Source organism: Pseudomonas orientalis, from assembly GCF_022807995.1.
Classification (GTDB): Bacteria; Pseudomonadota; Gammaproteobacteria; order Pseudomonadales; family Pseudomonadaceae; genus Aquipseudomonas; species Aquipseudomonas orientalis_B.
Genome location: NZ_CP094351.1, coordinates 1,877,241 through 1,896,441, shown reverse-complemented (window position 1 = coordinate 1,896,441; position 19,201 = coordinate 1,877,241). Strand labels below are relative to the sequence as shown.

At 58.8% G+C, this 19,201-nt stretch carries 16 protein-coding genes; 3 read left to right on the top strand and 13 right to left on the bottom strand.

Going from position 1 to position 19,201, the window contains the following annotated elements; genetic code table 11:
* Positions 1-97: 97 nt before the first annotated feature.
* Both MRY17_RS08470 and MRY17_RS08465 read left to right on the top strand, forming a co-directional pair.
* A complete protein-coding gene (locus MRY17_RS08470) occupies positions 98-514 on the top strand; it encodes an OsmC family protein (RefSeq protein WP_181284662.1) in 417 nt (138 codons plus the stop codon).
* Positions 515-581: 67 nt separating this feature from the next.
* Entirely contained in the window at positions 582-1,448 is an 867-nt protein-coding gene (locus MRY17_RS08465; protein WP_181284661.1) for a pirin family protein, read from the top strand.
* A gap of 96 nt (positions 1,449-1,544) precedes the next feature.
* On the opposite strand, the gene MRY17_RS08460 is transcribed toward MRY17_RS08465, so the two are convergent.
* The 4 genes from MRY17_RS08460 to MRY17_RS08445 all read right to left on the bottom strand — a co-directional run bounded on the left by MRY17_RS08460 (position 1,545) and on the right by MRY17_RS08445 (position 5,257).
* Complete coding sequence (locus MRY17_RS08460) at positions 1,545-2,273, bottom strand: dienelactone hydrolase family protein (RefSeq protein WP_181284660.1); 729 nt, start codon at positions 2,271-2,273, stop codon at positions 1,545-1,547.
* 66 nt (positions 2,274-2,339) lie between these two features.
* Complete coding sequence (htpG, locus tag MRY17_RS08455) at positions 2,340-4,244, bottom strand: molecular chaperone HtpG (RefSeq protein ID WP_191952926.1); 1,905 nt, start codon at positions 4,242-4,244, stop codon at positions 2,340-2,342.
* Between the two features lie 75 nt (positions 4,245-4,319).
* Positions 4,320-4,784: a PaaI family thioesterase gene (locus MRY17_RS08450; RefSeq protein WP_243353570.1), complete on the bottom strand. Its 465-nt coding sequence runs from the start codon at positions 4,782-4,784 to the stop codon at positions 4,320-4,322.
* Positions 4,781-5,257, bottom strand: coding sequence for a PaaI family thioesterase (locus MRY17_RS08445; RefSeq protein WP_243353569.1), 477 nt, complete (start codon positions 5,255-5,257; stop codon positions 4,781-4,783). The genes MRY17_RS08450 and MRY17_RS08445 overlap by 4 nt, the downstream gene beginning before the upstream one ends.
* Positions 5,258-5,412: 155 nt before the next feature.
* Between MRY17_RS08445 and MRY17_RS08440 the strand changes: the two genes are divergently transcribed.
* Complete coding sequence (locus tag MRY17_RS08440) at positions 5,413-5,670, top strand: hypothetical protein (protein WP_057722672.1); 258 nt, start codon at positions 5,413-5,415, stop codon at positions 5,668-5,670.
* Positions 5,671-5,752: 82 nt separating this feature from the next.
* Here MRY17_RS08440 and MRY17_RS08435 read toward each other — a convergent pair whose 3' ends face one another.
* From MRY17_RS08435 to sdhA, 9 genes are all read right to left on the bottom strand, one after another.
* Positions 5,753-6,493 carry a DUF599 domain-containing protein gene (locus MRY17_RS08435; RefSeq protein ID WP_181284656.1) on the bottom strand — a complete coding sequence of 247 codons (741 nt, stop codon included), beginning with the start codon at positions 6,491-6,493 and terminating at the stop codon, positions 5,753-5,755.
* 318 nt (positions 6,494-6,811) lie between these two features.
* Entirely contained in the window at positions 6,812-8,125 is a 1,314-nt protein-coding gene (brnQ, locus tag MRY17_RS08430) for a branched-chain amino acid transport system II carrier protein (protein ID WP_191952929.1), read from the bottom strand.
* A 436-nt stretch (positions 8,126-8,561) separates the two neighbouring features.
* The gene (sucD, locus tag MRY17_RS08425) at positions 8,562-9,443 is read right to left on the bottom strand and encodes a succinate--CoA ligase subunit alpha (protein ID WP_124357712.1); all 882 of its coding nucleotides are present in this window, start codon (positions 9,441-9,443) and stop codon (positions 8,562-8,564) included.
* Positions 9,443-10,609, bottom strand: a complete 1,167-nt coding sequence (gene sucC, locus MRY17_RS08420; RefSeq protein ID WP_003190011.1) for an ADP-forming succinate--CoA ligase subunit beta — start codon at positions 10,607-10,609, stop codon at positions 9,443-9,445. Before sucC ends, sucD begins: the two co-directional genes overlap by 1 nt.
* 204 nt (positions 10,610-10,813) lie before the next feature.
* Positions 10,814-12,250, bottom strand: a complete 1,437-nt coding sequence (gene lpdA, locus MRY17_RS08415) for a dihydrolipoyl dehydrogenase (protein ID WP_057722679.1) — start codon at positions 12,248-12,250, stop codon at positions 10,814-10,816.
* Between the two features lie 99 nt (positions 12,251-12,349).
* The gene (gene odhB / locus MRY17_RS08410) at positions 12,350-13,573 is read right to left on the bottom strand and encodes a 2-oxoglutarate dehydrogenase complex dihydrolipoyllysine-residue succinyltransferase (RefSeq protein ID WP_181284654.1); all 1,224 of its coding nucleotides are present in this window, start codon (positions 13,571-13,573) and stop codon (positions 12,350-12,352) included.
* 44 nt (positions 13,574-13,617) lie between these two features.
* On the bottom strand, positions 13,618-16,449 hold the full coding sequence (locus MRY17_RS08405) for a 2-oxoglutarate dehydrogenase E1 component (protein WP_181284653.1): 2,832 nt from the start codon (positions 16,447-16,449) through the stop codon (positions 13,618-13,620).
* Positions 16,450-16,710: 261 nt separating this feature from the next.
* Positions 16,711-17,415, bottom strand: coding sequence for a succinate dehydrogenase iron-sulfur subunit (locus tag MRY17_RS08400; RefSeq protein ID WP_003172807.1), 705 nt, complete (start codon positions 17,413-17,415; stop codon positions 16,711-16,713).
* 11 nt (positions 17,416-17,426) lie between these two features.
* The gene (sdhA, locus tag MRY17_RS08395) at positions 17,427-19,199 is read right to left on the bottom strand and encodes a succinate dehydrogenase flavoprotein subunit (RefSeq protein WP_124432078.1); all 1,773 of its coding nucleotides are present in this window, start codon (positions 19,197-19,199) and stop codon (positions 17,427-17,429) included.
* Positions 19,200-19,201: the final 2 nt, after the last annotated feature.

Here is a 19,201-nt window from a genome sequence, read left to right as displayed (position 1 = left end):
CGCATCAGGGTTCAGCAGGGATAAAAACCTGGAACACTCAAGTGCCAGCATGTTCTATTACTGCATGACCGTCATCCACAGCCTTGTGAGGTTTGCCATGCCTGTTACCGTCAATACGCTGAACGCTGAAAACTTCCGTCACAGCGTCAATATCAACAACCACGAGCTGTTTACCGACCTGCCCAAGAGCCTGGGCGGTGACGACTCCGCCCCCTCTCCTCACGACTATTTCGATGCCGCGCTGGCGTCGTGCAAAGCCTTGACCGTCAGGCTCTACGCGCAGAAGAAGGACATTCCACTCACCGGTGTAACGGTGGAAGTTACCCACGACGCCGCCCAGGAGCAAAAAGGTCAATACACGCTCAACGTCAAGCTGACCCTGAAGGGCGTGCTCACCGACGCACAGCGCGATGAACTGCACCGCGTCGCCGACAAGTGCCCCGTGCACAAATTGATGACCACTGCCGAGGTCACGATCGAGACAACACTATCGGAAGGTGCCTTCAGCCAGTAACGCCAATTTCCGGTCGAGCGGGTTATGCTCAGCGCCATCAAACCCGCTCAGACAGGGATGCATCACCATGACCACGCTCACCGTCATCCGCCCGCGCCCCGAAGATGTGGAAGGCCAGCCTATCCTGCGCCCCCTGCCCTCCCGTGAATGCCGCAGCGTCGGGCCTTTCGTGTTTTTCGACCATATGCTGCCCACTCGTTATGCACCGGGCAGCGGGATGAATATCCGCCAGCATCCCCATATCGGGCTCTCTACCCTCACCTATCTGTTCGAAGGCACGTTGCAGCACAAGGACAGCCTGGGTTCGGACCAGATGGTAAAGGCCGGCGAAGTCAGCTGGATGACCGCCGGCAGTGCGATTGCTCATGTCGAGCGCACACCCGAGGCGGTCAAGGCCAGCGGTTTTAACCTGCATGGGTTGCAGGTGTGGCTGGCATCGCCCAAGCACCACGAAACCGGGCCTGGACACTACAGCCATCACCCGGCGGCCAGTTTGCCGGTCAGCGATAACCTTGGCGTGCAGGTGCGCCTGATCGCCGGCAGCGGGTTTTGCCTCAAGTCGCCCGTGCCGGTGCTGTCGCCCACGCTGTATGCCGAGGTGCGCATGCAGACGGCCACTACCCTGCTGATCCCCGATGAGCATGAGGAACGCGCAGTGTACGTGCTGCAGGGTGACGCACAGCTCGACGGCGAGCCGCTGGCGGTGCGTAGCCTGGTGGTTCTGCCTGCCGGGCAGGAGATGACGCTGTTTGCCGAAACAGAATGCCATGCAATGGTGTTCGGTGGCGCGCCACTGGATGGGCCGCGGCGGATCAACTGGAATTTTGTAGCGAGTGATCCGGCGGTGATCGAGCAGGCGCGGCAGCGGTGGGCGGCTGGAGATTGGCCCACTGTGCCGGGGGAGTCAGAAAGGATTGAACTGCCAGTGAAATAGTCATCGGGGGCAAGCCCCCTCCCACATTTGAAGGTGTACACAATCAAGTGTGGGAGGGGGCTTGCCCCCGATGGCGCCAGAGCAGGCGCTAGAGATTTAGCCCTTGAACACTTCATCCAGCAAGTTATGCATCGACTGGAACGCCCGCGCAGCGGTCTTGGCGTCATACATCATCTTGCCCGGCACATTGGCATGGGGGTCAGTGAAGGAATGCACCGCGCCACCGTAGCTGAGCAACTGCCAATCCACACCCGCTGCGTTCATTTCATCTTCGAACGCCGGCAGTTGTTCTTTCGGTACCAACGGGTCGGAGGCGCCATGCAGCACCAGCACTGAACCCTTGATGTTCTGCGCATCCGCCGGGTTCGGCGTGTCGAGGGTGCCGTGGAACGAGATAGCGGCCTTCACGGGCGCGCCGGTGCGGGCCAATTCCAGGGAGCAGCAGCCACCGAAGCAAAAACCGAAGGTCGCCAGTTTCGACGTATCCACCGCTGCCTCGGTCTGGCCTTGCAGTTGTTCAAAGGCCGCTTGCATACGCTTGTTCAACAACACACGATCATTTTTCAACGGCATCATCGCCGCGCCGGCTTCATCGCCATTGCTCGGCCGCACGGTTTGCCCGTACAAGTCGGCAATCAGCACCACGTAGCCTTTGCCGGCAACGCTCTTGGCGATCTCTTCGGCTCCCGCGCTCACGCCCATCCAGTTCGGTGCCATCAGCAGCCCCGGCAACGGGCCCTTGTGGCTGGCATCGAACGCCAGGCGGCTTTCATAAGTCTGGCCATCAAGCTGATAGACCACGGAACGTACAGTGACTTGGCTCATCGTTTTCTCCAGTTGAGAGGGATTGAACGAAAAAACCCGCCGAAGCGGGTTTTTTCTACAACGGTGTTAAACCGACAGTTCAACCAACAGCTTGTTCAGTCGGCGCACATAAGCGGCCGGGTCTTTCAGGCTGTCGCCAGCGGCGAGGGCCGCCTGGTCAAAGAGGATGTGCGACAGGTCGCCAAAGCGCTCCTCGCTCTGCTCACCGTCGAGTTTCTCGATCAGCGGGTGAGCCGGGTTGAATTCGAAGATCGGCTTGGAATCAGGCACTTTCTGCCCGCTGGCTTCGAGGATCTGGCGCATCTGCATGCCCAGGTCCTGCTCGCCAATGGCCAGGATCGCCGGGGAGTCGGTCAGACGGTGGGAAACCCGCACCTCACTCACCGCTTCGCCCAGGGAAGCCTTGATCCGCTCAACCAGGCCTTCTTTGGACTTGGCGACTTCTTCAGCGGCTTTCTTGTCTTCCTCGGAGTCCAGGTTGCCCAGGTCCAGGTCGCCACGGGCAACGTCGACGAACGACTTGCCGTCGAACTCGGTGAGGTAGCTCATCAGCCACTCATCGATACGGTCGGTCAGCAGCAGGACCTCGATGCCTTTCTTGCGGAAGACTTCCAGGTGCGGGCTGTTCTTGACCTGAGCGTAGGTTTCGCCAGTGAGGTAGTAGATCTTGTCCTGACCTTCCTTGGCGCGCGCCAGGTAGTCGGCCAGCGACACAACCTGTTCGCCGTCGTCACCTTGAGTCGAGGCAAAACGCAGCAAGCCGGCGATTTTTTCCTTGTTGGCGAAGTCTTCCGCCGGGCCTTCCTTCATGACCTGGCCGAAGTTTTTCCAGAAGCCCTGGTATTTCTCAGGCTCGTTCTTCGCCAGTTTTTCCAGCATGTCGAGCACGCGCTTGGTCAGCGCCGACTTCATGGAATCGATGATCGGGTCTTTCTGCAGGATCTCCCGCGACACGTTCAGCGACAGGTCGTTGGAATCGACCACACCCTTGATAAAGCGCAGGTACAACGGCAGGAAGGATTCCGCCTGGTCCATCACGAACACACGTTGCACGTAGAGCTTCAGGCCCTTCGGCGCTTCGCGCTGGTACAGGTCGAACGGCGCACGGGCCGGCACGTAGAGCAGCGAGCTGTATTCCAGCTTGCCTTCGACCTTGTTGTGGCTCCAGCTCAGGGGGTTTTCGTAGTCATGACCGATGTGCTTGTAGAACTCCTGGTATTCCTCGTCCTTGATCTCGGTACGCGGACGGGTCCACAGGGCACTGGCGCGGTTGACGGTTTCCCATTCCTCGGCCGGCTTCTCTTCGCCTTCGGCAGCCGTCTGTTCTTTAGGCAGTTCAATCGGCAAGGCGATGTGGTCGGAGTATTTCTTGATGATGTTGCGCAGGCGCCAGCCGTCGGCGAATTCGTCTTCGCCGTCCTTGAGGTGCAGCACGATACGGGTGCCACGGTCAGGCTTGTCGAGGGTGGCGATTTCAAACTCACCCTCACCTTTGGAAGCCCAGTGCACGCCTTCGCTGGCGTCGAGGCCGGCACGGCGGCTGAATACTTCAACCTTGTCGGCAACGATGAAAGCCGAATAAAAGCCCACACCGAATTGGCCGATCAGGTGAGAGTCTTTTTTCTGGTCGCCCGACAGGTTCTTCATGAAATCTGCGGTGCCGGATTTGGCGATGGTGCCCAGATGGGTGATCGCGTCCTCACGGCTCATGCCGATACCGTTGTCTTCGAGGGTGACGGTCTTGGCGTCCTTGTCGTAGCTCACACGGATTTTCAGTTCGGCGCCACCTTCCAGCAACTCAGGCTTGGACAGGGCTTCGAAACGTAATTTGTCGACAGCGTCAGAGGCGTTCGAGATCAATTCGCGAAGGAAAATTTCCTTGTTGGAATACAGCGAATGGATCATGAGGTGCAGCAGTTGCTTCACCTCGGTCTGGAAGCCCAGGGTTTCCTTTTGAGTTTCCACACTCATGGTCATCAAACTCCAATTGGATGGCAGTGGCCGCGCCCGACAGGGTTGGCGGCGGGTTGTCATCAAAGTTGGGGGCTAAGACCGGGATTTCAAGAGCGCCAATTCCTCGATCTTGAAATGGGCGCGAGCGGTCGCAATTGGCTCGGTGGGAGTGGTTTGCCAGGCGGTGATCGCCACATTGGCCACACGCCGCCCCTGACGGCACACCTGGCAGGTGGCGTAGGTGTCGCGAAACAGCCCGGCGCGCAGGTAATCCAGGGAGAAATCGATGATTTTGGGGAGGCCCAGGGCTTTGGTGAAGACGAGCAAATGCAACGCCGCCGACAGCTCCATGAAGCCGGCGATGACTCCGCCATGCAGTGCCGGCAATATAGGGTTACCAATATTGTCCTTGTTGGCCGGCAAGCGAAACAGCAACTCATCCCCCGAGCGTGTGCATTCGGCGCCAATCAGCTTTGCGTAGGGCACCAGATTGAGCAGTGCCGCGTAATCGCCGCGCTCAAGCGCTTGCTCCAGGTGCGTCTTGAATCGATGGGTCATGCCTGCTCTCCCTTGATCGCGCTGCCCAGCCCCTGGGTGCCCTCGAGACGCTTGCCCATGCGCATGAATGTGCCCACCACATGGGCAATGGGCTGTTGCGGGTCGTCCTGATAGGCAAAGCCGCGGGTGAAGATCACATCGGTGGTAACCCGGTAGCATTGGGCGAAGCCATATACCGGCTTATGCGGTTCGGCGGGATGCATGTAGTCGATGCGCAAGTCCAGGGTGGGACAGACCTCGAATTCGGGTAGTACGCAAAGAGTCGCCATGCCGCACGCAGTGTCCATCAACGACGTCAGCGCGCCACCGTGGAGGGCGCGGGTACGGGGATCACCCACGATGTGCGCGCCATAGGGCAACACCAGGGTCATGCCCTCCTGCGTCGCGGCATGGACCGTAATCCCCAGTACCTGGCAGTGGCGAAGCGCCGAAACAAAGCGGGTAGCTCGGTCTAACAAGGGGGGTTCGCTCATGATTTTTAAATTCTTATTAGTCTGGATGGGCCGGATGGGTAATAATTTGGAAAGTTCCTGGCGAAATTCTTTATATATCTGTGGAACAAAAGGAACTAATGCTGGCCCCTTGAGTTCGAAAGGCCAGTAGATATCTTCAATAAGGAGAAACACCCATGCGCAAGACATTAGCTATTTCCATGATGCTGGCCGCTGCTCTCGGTCTGGCTGCCTGCGACAAGAAATCCGAAGACAAAGCCCAAGACGCCGCTGCACATTCTGAGCAAGCTCAGCAAGATATGGCGAAAGCACAGGATAAAGTGAACGACGCTGCGAAAGAAAACGCCGATGCTGCCAAAGCTCAGGCTGAATCGAACGCTGCCGCCGCTAAAGAAGCTGCACCTGCCGCACCTGCTGAGCCTGCCAAGCAGTAATTGCAAGGTGACGCTGTAGCGCTGTAAAAGATAGCCCGCTTATAGAGCGGGCTTTTCTTTGTCTGCTGTTTTTATCCCGGTTTTAAGCCACGCTATCTTTTGCAGGATCCGTGGCTTGCATATCCGTCGGGGTATACACCATCACCTGTAATACGTCGGAGTGAAACTCACGGCGATAAAGCACTAACACCACTGCGCTGCTCATCAACATGAACAACCAGGGGCTGACGAACCAGGCCAGCATGGTCATGCCGAAGTAATACGCCCTCAAGCCAAAGTTGAACTGGTTGGCCGCCATCGAAATCACCCGCGCCGCGCGCAAGGCAAATGCATTGCGCTCCTGCTCCGAGACATGCCGCTCACCGATCATCGGTGCCGAGCCCACCAGCACTGCGGCGAAGTTGTACTGGCGCATGCACCAGCTGAAGGTGAAGAATGCGTAGACGAACACCAGCGCCAGGCACAGCAACTTGATCTCCGACATGCCCTGGGAGGCCTGCTGTACCAGCGGGATATCCGCCAGCAATGAAACCGCCCGCTCCGAAGCACCCAGCACGGTCAGGATACCGGCGAGGATGATCAACGTGCTGGAGGCGAAGAACGAGGCGTTACGCTCCAGGTTACCGATCACGCTGGCGTCGGCGATGCGGTTATCACGCAGCAGCATGCGGCGCATCCAGTCTTCGCGATATAGATGCAACACGCTCGCCAGGCAGGCGGTGTCGCGGGCTTTCCAGGTGGCGTAACGGGTATAGCCGCCCCAACACAGGATGAACCATAGGGCAGCGAGCAGGTGGATTTGATTGGTTTCGACGAACGACATGCGGGTCCTTTTACAGGGTGTTGGATAACTGAATGCTTTCAAAATGTGGGAGGGGGGCTTGCCCCAGATTGCTTGCTGCTCGCCGTCTGTAGGAGCGAGCTTGCTCGCGAAAAACGTCAACGATAAAGCGTGCTTTCTGAATGAACGCGGTGGCTGTGAGTTTTTCGCGAGCAAGCTCGCTCCTACCTGACTGGCATTAGGGCCAGCCCCTTCCACATTTTTTAAGTATTTCAACTTTAGAAGGTTGTGGCCTCTCAAGCATAAAAAATGCCCCGTATCGATTGATACGGGGCATTTCGGTAATGCGTTGAACCGGTATTACGCGATGGCTTCGCTGCGCTTGCCCAGCATGCGATCAACCACCACCGCCACCACCAGCACCATCACCGACGGCACCAGCCATGCCAGGCCTTGCTCGCTCAACGGCAGGTTGGCCAGCTGCGCAGGCATCCAACCCGCCAGTCCCGCGCCCTTGAGCGCATCGATGCAACCGAAGATGAACGACACCAGCATCACAGGGCCGACAATGCGGCCCTGTTCCTGCCAGAAACCTTTGCAGAAGCTCAAGGCCACCAGCACGATGCACGGTGGGTAGATGGCGGTGAGTACCGGGATCGAAAAGGCGATCAGCTTCGTCAGGCCCAGATTGGACACGAACAGCGAGAACAGCGCCAGAATCACCACCAGGGTCTTGTAGGACAGCGGCAGCACTTTGCTGAAGTACTCGGCACAGGCACAGGTCAGGCCCACGGCGGTAACCAGGCACGCCAGGGAAATCAGCACGGCGAGGAAGCCGCTGCCCAAGGAGCCGAAAGTATGTTGCACATAGGCGTGCAATACAGCGGCACCATTGGCCGCCCCGGCGGCGACTTCATGGCTGCCCGAGCCCAGACGGAACAGGCTGACATACACCAGCGCCAGGCCCACACCGGCAATCAGCCCGGCAATGATCGCGTAGCGCGTGATCAGCTTCGGCGATTCGACGCCACGGGAGCGAATCGCGTTAACGATGACGATGCCGAATACCAGCGCGCCGAGGGTATCCATGGTCAGGTAGCCATTGATAAAACCTTGGGAGAACGGTGCCGCGACATATTCAGGCGTAGCGACACCGACCTCACCGGCCGGCAACGCAAACGCGGCAACGCCGAGGATGGCCAACGCGATAATTTTCAACGGCGCGAGAAAGCGACCTACGGTGTCCAATAGTCGCCCCGGATACAGGGAGACAAAGAACACCACCAGGAAATACACCGAGCTGTAGAGAAACAGCGCCAGCGGGCTCTCGCCGGTCAGCGGCGCCAGGCCCACTTCGAACGATACGGTCGCGGTACGCGGCGTGGCAAACAGCGGCCCTACCGCCAGATAAGCCGCTGCCGCAAGCAGGCCGCCGGCGATCTTGCCGATCGGGCTGCTCAACGCATCCATACCGCCGCCGACTTTGGCCAACGCGATCACGGTGACCACTGGCAGGCCGACTGCAGTAATCAGGAACCCTATGGCCGCCATCCAGACGTGAGGCCCGGACTGCAAGCCAACGATAGGCGGGAAGATGATATTGCCGGCGCCCACGAACAAGGCAAACGTCATAAAACCCAACGCCAGGATGTCCTGGCTTTTCAACACTTTCATTTGAGGAAATACCACACTACTGAATCGGAATTTAGAGGGGGATTCCCTGTGGATGAGGGAAATACTGCCGGCCCTTATGGGGACCGACCGGTCTGGCGAGCCGCTTCCTTTTGGGATACGGGCGCATAAAGAGGCGGCCAGAGTACAGAATTAGGCTGACAAACGCACTGTTGCGGGGCGGACTGTCCGATAAGCGACATTCATATGTCGCGTTTTCATACTTAATTTGGCCGATATACACAAAAATGTGGGAGGGGGCTTGCCCCCGATAGCGGGGGTTCAGTCACATCATCATGACTGACACCCCGCAATCGGGGGCAAGCCCCCTCCCACATTTGGATCTCCACCAACCTCAGATACGTTGCTGAGCCCAGAATGCACAAAGGCCACCCGAAGGTGGCCTTTGTGTGGATGAAGCGTCAGCTAAGCGCGAGGCTTACTTGACAGCCCAGCCGGTCAGCTCGGACAAAGCCTTGCCGATGTCTGCCAGCGAACGCACGGTTTTAACGCCTGCGTCTTCCAGAGCAGCAAACTTCTCGTCTGCAGTACCCTTGCCACCGGAGATGATTGCGCCAGCATGGCCCATGCGCTTGCCCGCAGGGGCAGTCACACCAGCGATGTAGGAAACAACCGGCTTGGTCACGTGTGCCTTGATGTAGGCAGCCGCTTCTTCTTCAGCCGAACCGCCGATCTCGCCGATCATCACGATCGCTTCGGTCTTCGGGTCTTCCTGGAACAGCTTCAGGATGTCGATGAAGTTGGAGCCCGGGATCGGGTCACCACCGATGCCGACGCAAGTCGACTGACCGAAACCGGCGTCAGTGGTCTGCTTCACAGCTTCGTAGGTCAGGGTGCCGGAACGGGAAACGATACCGACTTTGCCTGGCAAGTGAATGTGACCGGGCATGATGCCGATCTTGCATTCGCCTGGAGTGATCACGCCTGGGCAGTTAGGGCCGATCAGGACTACACCCAGCTCGTCGCACTTCACTTTAGCGTCCAGCATGTCCAGGGTAGGAATGCCTTCGGTGATGCACACGATCAGCTTGATGCCGCCAAAGGCAGCTTCCAGGATCGAGTCCTTGCAGAAAGGAGCCGGAACGTAGATCACGCTGGCAGTGGCGCCAGTGGCTTCTACCGCTTCTTTCACGGTGTTGAACACTGGCAGGCCCAGGTGCTCGGTGCCGCCTTTGCCCGGCGTTACGCCGCCAACCATCTGGGTGCCATACTCGATGGCTTGCTGGGTGTGGAAACTACCTTGCGAACCGGTAATACCCTGGCAGATAACTTTGGTGTCTTTATTGATCAGGACGCTCATTATTTGCCCTCCGCAGCTTTGACAACTTGTTGAGCAGCGTCGGTCAGGCTGGTAGCCGCGATGATGTTCAAACCGCTTTCTGCCAGTACTTTAGCGCCCAGTTCAGCGTTGTTACCTTCAAGGCGAACAACAACCGGGATTTTAACGCCGACTTCTTTCACTGCACCGATGATGCCTTCGGCAATCATGTCGCAACGAACGATGCCGCCGAAGATGTTGACCAGTACTGCGGCGACGTTTGAGTCGGACAGGATGATCTTGAACGCTTCGGTAACGCGTTCCTTGGTAGCGCCACCACCTACGTCGAGGAAGTTGGCTGGTTTGCCGCCATGCAGGTTGACGATGTCCATGGTACCCATGGCCAGGCCGGCACCGTTGACCATGCAGCCGATGTTACCTTCCAGGGCTACGTAGTTCAGTTCGAACTTGGCAGCGTGCGCTTCGCGCGGATCGTCTTGCGACGGATCGTGGAAAGTCTTCAGCTTGGGCTGACGGTACATGGCGTTGGCGTCGATGTTGATCTTGGCATCGAGGCAATGCAGATCGCCATCAGCCTTGATCACCAGCGGGTTCACTTCCAGCAGGGCCAGATCGTGATCCTGGAACAGTTTGGCCAGACCGACGAAGATCTTGGCGAACTGGGCAACTTGCTTGCCTTCCAGACCCAGTTGGAAAGCCAGCTCGCGACCCTGGAATGGCTGAGCGCCGACCAGTGGATCGATAGTGGCCTTCAGAATTTTTTCCGGGGTTTCGTGAGCGATTTTCTCGATGTCCACGCCACCTTCGGTGGACGCCATGAACACGATGCGACGGCTCGAACGGTCAACGACAGCGCCCAGGTACAGCTCTTTAGCGATATCAGTGCACGATTCAACCAGGATCTTGGTGACTGGCTGGCCATTGGCATCAGTCTGGTAAGTCACCAGACGCTTGCCCAGCCACTGCTGTGCGAAGGCCTTGGCGTCTTCTTTGCTGCGAACCAGCTTAACGCCGCCCGCTTTACCGCGACCACCGGCGTGGACCTGGGCTTTGACAACCCACTCGCTGCCGCCGATTTTGTCGCAAGCTTCTGCTGCTGCTTCCGGGGTGTCTACTGCGTAGCCCTTGGAAACTGGCAGGCCGTATTCAGCGAACAGCTGCTTACCCTGATACTCGTGAAGATTCATGCTTTTTACCGTCTTCGTTAGGTACTGCGCATTCGGCGCTGCGCTCATTATGAGTGCCGCGCCACCTGTGACTGCTGCTTGCGCAACCTGCGGGGCTTATGGCCCGTAAAGCTGCGCAAGGCTGCGTCCAGCGGATATTCCGCGGTGAGTCTTGCGCGCAAGGCTCACGACGGGCAACTCCGCCGTGGTTTCTTATTATCTCGCTTAGCGCTTCTTGCGGTTGGCGATGTGGATGGCGCCGCCATTCACCGCCAACGCTGCTTCGTGCAACGCTTCGGACAGGGTCGGATGGGAGAAGACCATCATGCCCAGGTCCTCGGCACTGGTGCCGAATTCCATACCGATAGCGCCTTGCTGAACCAGTTCTGCAGCGCTTGGGCCAATCACGTGGACGCCCAATACGCGGTCAGTCTTGGCATCAGCGATGACTTTGACAAAACCACCGGTGTCGTTGGCTGCCATGGCACGGCCAGAAGCGGCGAACGGGAAGGTGCCGACGTTAACTTCAACGCCTTCAGCTTTCAACTGCTGTTCGTTCTTGCCGACCCATGCGATTTCCGGGTGGGTGTAGATTACCGATGGAATCAGGTCGTAGTTCATCTGGGTCTTGTGACCCTTGATGCGCTCGACAACCATGATGCCTTCTTCGGAAGCCTTGTGGGCCAGCATCATGCCACGAACCACGTCGCCGATTGCGTAAACGCCCGGTACGGTGGTTGCGCAGTGATCGTCAACGTGGATGAAACCACGCTCATCGATGCTCACACCGCTGTCGGAGGCCAGCAGGTCGGTGGTCACGGGGCGGCGACCAACGGCTACGATCAGCTTGTCGAAAGTGATGGTCTGCTCGCCTTCCTTGTCGGTGTAGGTCACGACAACTTCTTCGCCGTTGACCTTGGAACCGGTCACACGGGCGCCCAGCTTGATGTCCAGACCTTGTTTGGTCAGGGTCTTGTAGGCTTCCTTGGACACGGCGGTGTCGGCGGCCAGCAGGAACGTGTCCAGGGCTTCGAGCACGGTCACTTGCGAACCCAGGCGGGACCATACCGAACCCAGCTCCAGGCCGATGACGCCGGCGCCGATCACGCCCAGGCGCTTGGGTACGGCCTGGAATTCCAGGGCGCCGGTCGAATCGACGATCACGTTCTGATCAACAGGAGCAGGTGGAATGTCGATTGGACGCGAACCGGGTGCCAGGATCACGTTTTCGGCTTCGATGACTTCAACCGAGCCGTCGGGCTTGGTGATTTCAACTTTCTTGCCGGCCAGCAGCTTGCCGTGACCCTGCAGGGAAGTGACGCCGTTGGCCTTGAACAAGGTGGCAACGCCGGAGGTCAGGCCTTTGACGATGTTGGCTTTACGGCCGACCATCGCTGGCACGTCCATGGTCACGCCGGCATGGTTGATGCCGTGAATCGCGAAACCATCCTGGGCTTCGTGGAATTTCCAGGAACTGTCCAGCAGTGCCTTGGAAGGAATGCAACCGACGTTGAGGCAGGTACCGCCCAGCGCCAGTTTGCCTTCCTTGTCGGTGTACTTTTCGATGCAAGCAGTGGAGAGGCCCAGTTGCGCGGCCTTGATGGCGGCAACATAGCCGCCAGGGCCTGCACCAATCACTACAACGTCAAATTTCTGTGTCATGAAAATAGATCCTCTATTCAGCGACAAGCTTCAAGCGTCAAGCTGCAAGCCAAGCTGATTTTCCTTACAGCTTGCAGCTCGCAGCTTGAAGCCGCTTTATCAGATATCCAGCAGCAGACGAGCCGGGTCTTCCAGCAGGTTCTTGATGGTGACCAGGAACGTCACGGCTTCTTTACCATCGATCAGGCGGTGATCGTAAGACAGTGCCAGGTACATCATTGGGCGGATCACGACCTGGCCGTTGATGGCCATCGGACGCTGGATGATGTTGTGCATGCCCAGGATCGCGGCTTGCGGTGGGTTGACGATCGGCGTCGACATCATCGAACCGAAGGTACCACCGTTAGTGATGGTGAACGTACCGCCGGTCATCTCGTCGATGGTCAGCTTGCCGTCACGGGCTTTCTTGCCGAAGCCGGCGATGCCGCCTTCGATTTCAGCCAGGCTCATCAGCTCGGCGTTACGCAGGACCGGAACCACCAGGCCACGGTCGCTCGACACGGCAACGCCGATGTCTGCATAGCCATGGTAGACGATGTCGGCGCCGTCGATGGAAGCGTTGACTGCCGGGAAGCGTTTCAGCGCTTCGGTGGCCGCTTTCACGAAGAACGACATGAAGCCCAAACGCACGCCGTTATGGCTCTTCTCAAAGAGGTCCTTGTACTTCGAACGCAACGCCATGACTTCAGTCATGTCGACTTCGTTGAAGGTGGTCAGCATCGCCATGTTTGACTGTGCTTCGACCAGGCGCTTGGCCACGGTGGCACGCACACGAGTCATCGGTACGCGCTTCTCGGTGCGGTCGCCAGCGGCAAACACAGGCGCAGCGGCAGCAGGAGCGGCTGGTTTGGCAGGCGCGGCCGCCGGAGCGTTTTTCTTGGCTTCAACTGCAGCCACCACGTCTTCCTTGGTGACACGGCCGTCTTTACCGGTGCCCTTGATGGACGCCAGGTTGATACCGTTCTCATCAGCCAGCTGACGCGCAGCCGGTGCGGCGATCGGATCTTCGCCACCCGCAGCCGGAGCGGCGGCAGGCGCGGAAGCAGCAGCCGGTGCGGCGGCAGCAGGAGCAGGAGCAGCAGCGCTGCCCTCTTCGATCGAGCCCAGTACCTGGTTCGACAGAACGGTAGCGCCCTCTTCCGCCACGATGGCGCCCAGCACGCCGTCGGCTTCGGCCAGCACTTCCAGCACGACTTTGTCAGTTTCGATGTCGACGATCAGGTCGTCACGCTTGACGGCCTCGCCTGGTTTCTTGTGCCAGGTGGCAACGGTGCCATCGGCAACCGATTCCGGGAATGACGGGGCTTTGATTTCGATAGCCATTATCTGTAGGTCCTTAAAATTCGGTTTCAGTCAGCGCGAAGGCGTTAAACAGTGAAAGCAGCTTGCAGCAGTTTTTCCTGCTGCTCGGCGTGCATCGATGCATAACCACAGGCAGGTGCAGCAGACGCATCACGACCGGCGTACTCCAGGCCCAGGGACCTGTTGTGGTTGCCGATGCTGCGACGCAGGTGATGCTGGCTGCTGTACCACGCGCCCTGGTTCATCGGTTCTTCCTGACACCACACTGCATTCGTGAGGTTGGTGTAAGGCGCGATGATCTCCATGAGGTCATCTTCCGGGAACGGATAAAGCTGCTCGATACGCACGATGGCGATGTCTTCGCGGCCTTCGGCACGGCGTTTTTCCAGCAGATCGTAATAGACCTTGCCGCTGCACAGGATCAGGCGAGTGACCTTGGCGGCGTCCAGCGTATCGATTTCCGGAATAACGGTCTGGAACGAACCTTCGGCCAGATCTTCCAGGGTCGAAACGGCCAGTTTGTGACGCAACAGCGATTTCGGAGTCAGCACGACCAGCGGCTTGCGCAGCGGACGAATCACCTGGCGACGCAGCAAGTGGTAAATCTGCGCCGGGGTCGTCGGCACGCATACCTGAATGTTGTGCTCGGCGCACAGCTGCAGGTAACGCTCCAGACGGGCCGAGGAGTGCTCAGGGCCCTGACCTTCATAACCGTGTGGCAGCAACATGGTCAGACCGCACAGACGGCCCCACTTGTGCTCGCCGCTGGTGATGAACTGGTCGATAACCACCTGGGCACCGTTGGCGAAGTCGCCGAACTGGGCTTCCCAGATCACCAGCGCGTTAGGCGTGGTGGTGGAATAGCCGTATTCGAACGCCAGTACGGCTTCCTCGGACAGGAACGAGTCGTACAGGTCGAAACGTGGCTGGCCTGCGTACAGGTTCTGCAACGGGATGTAGGTGCCCGCGTCTTTCTGGTTGTGCAATACCGCATGACGGTGCGAGAACGTACCACGGCCGATGTCCTGGCCGGTCATGCGGATCGGGTGACCTTCGAACGCCAGGGTCGCATACGCCATGGTTTCGGCGTAACCCCAGTTGATCGGCAGGCCGCCGGCTTGCATCTTCTGACGGTCTTCGTAGATCTTCGCCACCTGGCGCTGAACCACGAACCCTTCAGGGATTTCCAGCAACTTGGCAGACAACTCCTGCAAGGTCTTCAAGTCAAAGCTGGTGTCATGGCGCGCGGTCCAGGTGTGACCCAGGTACGGACGCCAGTCAACGAACAGCTCTTTGTTCGGCTCCTTGACCAGGCTTTTCACCACATGCAGGCCGTTATCCAGCGCATTGCGGTATTCGTCGATCTTTGCCTGCACACGCGCATCATCCAACACACCGGCCTTGGTCAGGCTTTCGGCGTACAGCTCACGGGTGGTGCGCTGCTTGGTGATCTGCTGGTACATCAACGGCTGGGTGCCGCTAGGCTCGTCCGCTTCGTTGTGACCGCGACGGCGGTAGCACACCAGGTCGATCACCACGTCACGCTTGAACTGCATGCGGTAGTCGACAGCCAGTTGGGTCACGAACAGTACGGCTTCCGGATCATCGCCATTCACATGCAGGATCGGCGCCTGGATCATCTTGGCAACGTCGGTGGCGTACTCGGTGGAGCGCGCATCCAGCGGGTTGCTGATGGTGAAGCCGACCTGGTTGTTGATAACGATGTGAACGGTGCCGCCGGTCTTGAAGCCGCGAGTCTGCGACATCTGGAATGTTTCCAGGACCACGCCCTGACCGGCGAACGCCGCGTCACCGTGGATGGAAATCGGCAGAACCTTTTCACCGGTGGTGTCGTTGCGACGATCCTGGCGAGCACGAACCGAACCCTCGACCACTGGAGAAACGATTTCCAGGTGGGATGGGTTGAAGGCCATGGCCAGGTGAACTTCACCGCCGGTGGTCATCACGTTGGACGAGAAGCCCTGGTGATACTTGACGTCGCCGGAACCCAGCTCGACCTTCTTCTTGCCTTCGAACTCGTCGAACAGCTCGCGCGGGTTCTTGCCGAAGGTGTTGACCAACACGTTCAGGCGACCACGGTGGGCCATGCCGATCACGACTTCCTTGGTGCCGTAGGAACCGGAACGCTGGATCAGTTCGTCGAGCATCGGAATCAGGCTTTCGCCGCCTTCCAGGCCAAAACGCTTGGTGCCCGGGTATTTGGTACCCAGGTATTTTTCGAGACCTTCAGCGGCGGTCACGCGCTCAAGCAGGTGGCTGCGCACCTCGGCGGACAATACCGGACGGCCACGCACGCCTTCCAGGCGATGCTGGAACCACTGACGCTGCTCGGAATCGGTGATGTGCGTGAACTCAGCGCCGATGGTGCGGCAATATGTCTGCTGCAACGCTTCGTGAATTTCGCGTAGGCTCGCTTCCTCTTTGCCGATGAACAGGTCGCCGGCACGGAAGGTCGTATCAAGATCGGCATTGGTCAAGCCGTAATGATTGATCGACAGGTCAGCAGGTGCAGGACGCTGCCAGAGCCCCAGCGGGTCAAGCTGGGCCGCCTGGTGGCCGCGCATCCGGTAAGCCTGGATCAGTCGCAGTACTTCAACTTGCTTCTTCTCGTGCTCACTGCTCACGCTACCGGCGGAAACCGGCTGGGCGCGGCGCTGGTTCTTTGCCAGCAGCACGAAATGATCGCGAATCGCAGCATGCGATACATCGGTGGCAGCGTTGCCGTCTGAAGACAACGTCTGAAATTTGGTGCGCCATTCTTCTGGCACAGCGTTAGGGTCGTGCAGGTAGAGCTCATAAAGCTCTTCCACATAGGCAGCGTTACCACCTGAAAGATAGCCGCTGTTCCACATGCGCTGCATCACGCTTTCTTGCATGCTTGGTCACCCTCGATTTGGGGACACCACCGGCGAAAACACCGAGTCTGCTTGCAAAAGGCCAAGTGCAGCGACCAGAACAAGCCACTAGGATCACGCTGATAGTTCGGGTACCAACCCGAATGCCCCTGCTTGTCTCATTTCTTCAAAATAAGAGCCGCGGCTTTGTAAGTCGCTGCTCAAGTTAAAACTACGGCGCCGGTTGAAGCCTGCGCCGCAGCATTTACGGGCACAACGGTCCTGCTTTTACTGCAACGTCAGTTACACGCCGCTCTGCAGCAGCATGTTACGGATGTGACCAATGGCCTTAGTCGGGTTCAGGCCTTTAGGACATACGTTGACGCAGTTCATGATCCCGCGGCAGCGGAATACGCTGAATGGGTCATCCAGTGAAGCCAGACGCTCGGACGTCTTGGTGTCACGGCTGTCTGCCAGGAAGCGATAGGCTTGCAGCAGCGCAGCAGGGCCCAGGAACTTGTCCGGGTTCCACCAGAAGGACGGGCACGACGTCGAGCAGCAAGCGCACAGGATGCACTCGTACAGGCCGTCGAGTTTTTCGCGCTCTTCCGGGGACTGCAGACGCTCGATGGCCGGAGCCGGCGTGTCGTTCTGCAGGAACGGCTTAACTTTCTCGTATTGCTTGTAGAAGATGCTCATATCGACGACCAGGTCACGGATAACCGGCAAACCTGGCAGTGGACGAACGATCAGCTTGTTGCCCTTGACCACGGCCGACAGCGGCGTGATGCACGCCAGGCCGTTCTTGCCGTTGATGTTCATGCCGTCGGAACCGCACACACCTTCGCGGCAAGAGCGACGATAGGAAAAACCTTCGTCCTGCTCTTTGATCAGTGCCAGTACATCCAGCACCATCAGGTCTTTACCGCCGGTATCGACCTGGAATTCCTGCATGAACGGCGCGGCGTCCTGATCAGGGTTGTAGCGATAAACACTGACTTTCAACATGGCAGCCACCCTTAGTAAGTCCGAATCTTCGGTTCAAACGTCGGCACCGTCTTCGGCGAGAAGTTCACGGCACGCTTGGTCACGCGCTTGTCACCCGGGAAGTACAGGGTATGGCACAACCAGTTCTCGTCGTCGCGGTCTTCAAAGTCTTCACGGGCGTGGGCACCACGGGACTCCTTGCGAACCTCGGCGGCGATCGCCGTCGCTTCAGCCACTTCCAGCAGGTTTTGCAGCTCAAGGGCTTCGATACGAGCGGTGTTGAACGCCTGGCTCTTGTCGTTGATCTTGACGTTGCCGATGCGCGTGCGCAGGTCGGCCAGCTGGGCGATACCCTTTTGCATGTATTCGCCGGTACGGAACACACCGAAGTAGTTCTGCATGCAGCTTTGCAGCTCGCGACGCAGGGTTGCCACGTCTTCGCCATCAGTGCGCTCGTTCAGAGCGTTCAGACGCGCCAGCGCAGCTTCGATGTTGGCGTCGGTGGCGTCATCGTATTCGATGCCGTCGGTCAGGGCTTTTTCCAGGTGCAGGCCGGCAGCGCGGCCGAATACCACCAGATCGAGCAGCGAGTTGCCGCCCAGACGGTTGGCACCGTGAACCGATACGCAAGCCACTTCGCCTACCGCAAACAAGCCGTGAATGATTTCGTCCACGCCTTCGGCATTCTGAGTGATCGCCTGGCCGTGAATGTTGGTCGGCACGCCGCCCATCATATAGTGGCAGGTCGGAACCACCGGAACCGGAGCAACCACCGGGTCAACGTGAGCAAAGGTCTTGGACAGCTCGCAGATACCTGGAAGACGGCTGTGCAGCACTTCTTCGCCCAGGTGATCGAGTTTGAGCAGTACGTGGTCGCCGTTCGGCCCACAGCCGTTGCCGGCGATGATTTCTTTAACCATCGAGCGAGCCACAACGTCACGACCGGCAAGGTCTTTCGCGTTCGGCGCATAACGCTCCATGAAACGCTCGCCGTGCTTGTTGATCAGGTAACCACCTTCACCACGGCAACCTTCTGTAACCAGTACACCGGCACCGGCGATGCCGGTGGGGTGGAACTGCCACATTTCGATGTCCTGTACCGGCACGCCTGCACGCAGGGCCATGCCGACGCCGTCACCGGTGTTGATCAGGGCGTTGGTGGTGGACGCGTAGATACGGCCTGCACCGCCGGTCGCCAGCACGGTAGCCTTGGCACGAATGTAGGTAGTTTCACCGGTTTCGATGCAGATGGCGATCACACCGACGAACTCGCCCTTGCCGTTCTTCACCAGATCGACAGCGTAGTACTCGTTCAGGAACGTGGTACCGGCTTTCAGGTTGCCCTGATAAAGGGTGTGCAGCAGCGCGTGACCGGTACGGTCGGATGCAGCGCAGGTACGGGCAGCCTGCCCGCCTTTGCCGTAATCCTTCGACTGGCCGCCGAATGGACGCTGATAGATACGGCCTTGCTCGGTGCGGGAGAACGGCAGACCCATGTGGTCCAGCTCGAACACCGCTGCCGGGCCTTCCTGACACATGTATTCGATAGCGTCCTGGTCACCGATGTAGTCGGAACCCTTGACGGTATCGTACATGTGCCAGCGCCAGTCATCGTTCGGATCGGCGGAGGCGATGGCGCAGGTGATGCCACCCTGGGCCGATACGGTGTGCGAACGCGTCGGGAACACCTTGGTGATCACGGCAGTCTTGTGACCGCCCTGGGCCAGCTGCAGCGCAGCGCGCATGCCGGCACCGCCGCCACCAATAATGATGGCGTCGAAGGAAATAGTTGGAATGTTAGCCATGA

Bases quoted from the DNA above. Each gene is read 5' to 3' on its own strand.
- MRY17_RS08435 (WP_181284656.1), bottom strand. From the start codon at position 6,493: ATGTCGTTCGTCGAAACCAATCAAATCCACCTGCTCGCTGCCCTATGG.
- MRY17_RS08405 (WP_181284653.1), bottom strand. From the start codon at position 16,449: ATGCAAGAAAGCGTGATGCAGCGCATGTGGAACAGCGGCTATCTTTCA.
- brnQ (WP_191952929.1), bottom strand. From the start codon at position 8,125: ATGAAAGTGTTGAAAAGCCAGGACATCCTGGCGTTGGGTTTTATGACG.
- lpdA (WP_057722679.1), bottom strand. From the start codon at position 12,250: ATGACACAGAAATTTGACGTTGTAGTGATTGGTGCAGGCCCTGGCGGC.
- MRY17_RS08400 (WP_003172807.1), bottom strand. From the start codon at position 17,415: ATGTTGAAAGTCAGTGTTTATCGCTACAACCCTGATCAGGACGCCGCG.
- sucD (WP_124357712.1), bottom strand. From the start codon at position 9,443: ATGAGCGTCCTGATCAATAAAGACACCAAAGTTATCTGCCAGGGTATT.
- MRY17_RS08450 (WP_243353570.1), bottom strand. From the start codon at position 4,784: ATGACCCATCGATTCAAGACGCACCTGGAGCAAGCGCTTGAGCGCGGC.
- htpG (WP_191952926.1), bottom strand. From the start codon at position 4,244: ATGAGTGTGGAAACTCAAAAGGAAACCCTGGGCTTCCAGACCGAGGTG.
- MRY17_RS08445 (WP_243353569.1), bottom strand. From the start codon at position 5,257: ATGAGCGAACCCCCCTTGTTAGACCGAGCTACCCGCTTTGTTTCGGCG.
- odhB (WP_181284654.1), bottom strand. From the start codon at position 13,573: ATGGCTATCGAAATCAAAGCCCCGTCATTCCCGGAATCGGTTGCCGAT.
- sdhA (WP_124432078.1), bottom strand. From the start codon at position 19,199: ATGGCTAACATTCCAACTATTTCCTTCGACGCCATCATTATTGGTGGC.
- MRY17_RS08460 (WP_181284660.1), bottom strand. From the start codon at position 2,273: ATGAGCCAAGTCACTGTACGTTCCGTGGTCTATCAGCTTGATGGCCAG.
- MRY17_RS08465 (WP_181284661.1), top strand. From the start codon at position 582: ATGACCACGCTCACCGTCATCCGCCCGCGCCCCGAAGATGTGGAAGGC.
- sucC (WP_003190011.1), bottom strand. From the start codon at position 10,609: ATGAATCTTCACGAGTATCAGGGTAAGCAGCTGTTCGCTGAATACGGC.
- MRY17_RS08470 (WP_181284662.1), top strand. From the start codon at position 98: ATGCCTGTTACCGTCAATACGCTGAACGCTGAAAACTTCCGTCACAGC.
- MRY17_RS08440 (WP_057722672.1), top strand. From the start codon at position 5,413: ATGCGCAAGACATTAGCTATTTCCATGATGCTGGCCGCTGCTCTCGGT.